The sequence below is a fragment of the Algibacter marinivivus genome, assembly GCF_003143755.1.
In the GTDB taxonomy this organism is placed as follows: Bacteria; Bacteroidota; Bacteroidia; order Flavobacteriales; family Flavobacteriaceae; genus Algibacter_B; species Algibacter_B marinivivus.
In genome coordinates, this window is sequence record NZ_QFRI01000009.1 from 1 (window position 1) to 2,500 (window position 2,500).

Below are 2,500 nucleotides of genomic sequence, written 5' to 3' on the forward strand. Positions count from 1 at the left end.
TATCTGCTACTAGTTTAGGTTCGATGCTCGCCTCTCCAAAAGCTATAAATTTATCCTGAGTGCAGTCGAACGACTGCTATTGCTCCCGCAAGTATCCCCAAGAGTCATTTTCTAATGTAAGTGTTGTTTCTCTATTTGCTTATTTGAGTTTAAAACAAAAAAAATCCCGACTCGTTAGAATCGGGATTAAAAAAGGCAACGACCTACTCTCCCACAAATGTAGTACCATCGGCGCTAATGGGCTTAACTTCTCTGTTCGGAATGGTAAGAGGTGAGCCCCATCGCTATAACCACCTTAAGTTTTAAGTTAACAGTTAAAAAGTAATAGTTAACAGTTTTAAAACTGTTCATTTTTAACTTTTAGTTGTTAACTGCAGCTTCGCTGCTAATATCTTAACATATTGAATAAAGTACATGATTGTTGTAATAATTGTATTGAACTTAGTAAAAAAACAGGCGTACAATAAGCCTATGGGTTATTAGTACTACTCGGCTATGACATTACTGCCTTTACACCTATAGCCTATCAACGTGGTAATCTCCCACGACCCTTTAAAGAAATCTCATCTTGTGGTGGGTTTCGCGCTTATATGCTTTCAGCGCTTATCCCTTCCCAACGTAGCTACTCTGCAATGCTCCTGGCGGAACAACAGATACACCAGAGGTTAGTCCAACTCGGTCCTCTCGTACTAGAGTCAGATCCACTCAAATTTCTAACGCCCACTGTAGATAGAGACCGAACTGTCTCACGACGTTCTGAACCCAGCTCGCGTGCCACTTTAATGGGCGAACAGCCCAACCCTTGGGACCTTCTCCAGCCCCAGGATGTGACGAGCCGACATCGAGGTGCCAAACCCCCCCGTCGATATGAGCTCTTGGGGGAGATCAGCCTGTTATCCCCGGCGTACCTTTTATCCTTTGAGCGATGGCCCTTCCATGCGGAACCACCGGATCACTATGCTCTACTTTCGTACCTGATCGACTTGTAGGTCTCTCAGTCAAGCTCCCTTATGCCATTGCACTCTACGCACGGTTACCAAGCGTGCTGAGGGAACCTTTAGAAGCCTCCGTTACTCTTTTGGAGGCGACCACCCCAGTCAAACTACCCACCAAGCACTGTCCCTTCATTGAAGGTTAGACTCTAGATAAGCAAAGGGTGGTATTTCAACAATGACTCCACAACGCCTAGCGACGCCACTTCAAAGTCTCCCACCTATCCTACACATTACTTATCCAAAACCAATACTAAGCTATAGTAAAGGTGCACGGGGTCTTTTCGTCCCACAGCGGGTAATCGGCATCTTCACCGATACTACAATTTCACCGAGCTCATGGCTGAGACAGTGTCCAGATCGTTGCACCATTCGTGCAGGTCGGAACTTACCCGACAAGGAATTTCGCTACCTTAGGACCGTTATAGTTACGGCCGCCGTTTACTGGGGCTTCATTTGAATGCTTTGCCGAAGCTAACATCTCCACTTAACCTTCCAGCACCGGGCAGGTGTCAGGCCATATACATCAACTTTCGTTTTAGCATAGCCCTGTGTTTTTGATAAACAGTCGCCTGGACCTTTTCACTGCGGCCACCCCGAAGGGTGGCGACTCTTCTCCCGAAGTTACGAGTCTATTTTGCCTAATTCCTTAGCCATGAATCTCTCGAGCGCCTTAGAATTCTCATCCCAACTACCTGTGTCGGTTTAGGGTACGGGCTGCTTCACTTGCTTTTCTTGGAAGTTGCTTCTCTGGATTATCACCTTGACCGAAGTCTCAGTGTACTATCGCGGTATCACTACTCGCTTCAACGTACTATTCCGTCAGTACGCACCAAATATACACCTCCGTCACTTTTAGTGTGAGCAGGTACAGGAATATTAACCTGTTGTCCATCCACTACCCCTTTCGGGTTCGCGTTAGGTCCCGACTAACCCTCAGCTGATTAGCATAGCTGAGGAAACCTTAGTCTTTCGGCGTGCGGGTTTCTCGCCCGCATTATCGTTACTTATGCCTACATTTTCTTTTGTAGCTTCTCCAGCATCCCTCACAGAACACCTTCGACGACACTACAATGCTCCCCTACCCATCTTTCGATGCCATAGCTTCGGTAGTATGTTTATGCCCGATTATTATCCATGCAAAATCGCTCGACTAGTGAGCTGTTACGCACTCTTTAAATGAATGGCTGCTTCCAAGCCAACATCCTAGCTGTCAAAGCAATTTCACCTCGTTTTTTCAACTTAACATACATTTGGGGACCTTAGCTGATGGTCTGGGTTCTTTCCCTCTCGGACATGGACCTTAGCACCCATGCCCTCACTGCTGATTAACATTTTATAGCATTCGGAGTTTGTCAGGAATTGGTAGGCGGTGAAGCCCCCGCATCCAATCAGTAGCTCTACCTCTATAAAACTATAAATCAACGCTGCACCTAAATGCATTTCGGGGAGTACGAGCTATTTCCGAGTTTGATTGGCCTTTCACCCCTACCCACAGGTCATCCGAA

2 rRNA genes (1 of these 2 cut by a window edge) are annotated in these 2,500 nt (G+C 46.5%); both read right to left on the minus strand.

The window, feature by feature from the left end:
* Positions 1-190: 190 nt before the first annotated feature.
* A 5S ribosomal RNA gene (gene rrf / locus DIS18_RS14850) occupies positions 191-298 on the minus strand.
* A 161-nt stretch (positions 299-459) separates the two neighbouring features.
* A 23S ribosomal RNA gene (locus DIS18_RS14855) occupies positions 460-2,500 on the minus strand (it continues 779 nt past the right edge of the window).